The organism is Bradyrhizobium sp. Ses1 (genome assembly GCF_059512365.1).
Genome location: NZ_JCAMOQ010000241.1, coordinates 1 through 317 on the forward strand (window position 1 = coordinate 1; position 317 = coordinate 317).

Below are 317 nucleotides of genomic sequence, written 5' to 3' on the forward strand. Positions count from 1 at the left end.
TCGGCGCAGTTCACCACGAGGACGTTGCCAGTCTTCTTGGCCAGCGCGGTGACGGTCGCCGCCACACTATCGATCATAGGCCGCAGCTCGAAAGTCTCGAGATAGAGCGTCATCTTGCCCGCCTCGATCTTGGAAAGATCGAGGACGTTGTCGATCAGGCCGAGCAGATGCTTGCCGGCATCCTGGATCTTGCGCAAGTCCGCCATCTCCGATTCGCGCCCGGAACTCTGGGCGTCCTCGAACAGGATCTCGCTGTAACCGATGATCGCGTTCAAGGGCGTGCGCAGCTCATGGCTCATGCTGGCGACGAAATCCGA

At 60.3% G+C, this 317-nt stretch carries 1 protein-coding gene; it reads right to left on the bottom strand.

Annotation, left to right across the window (positions count from 1 at the left end; translation table 11 throughout):
* Positions 1-299, bottom strand: a 299-nt coding sequence (locus tag AC5ZG5_RS46535) for a sensor histidine kinase (protein WP_496165612.1), incomplete at its 3' end; no start/stop codon positions are given.
* Between the last annotated feature and the right edge of the window lie 18 nt (positions 300-317).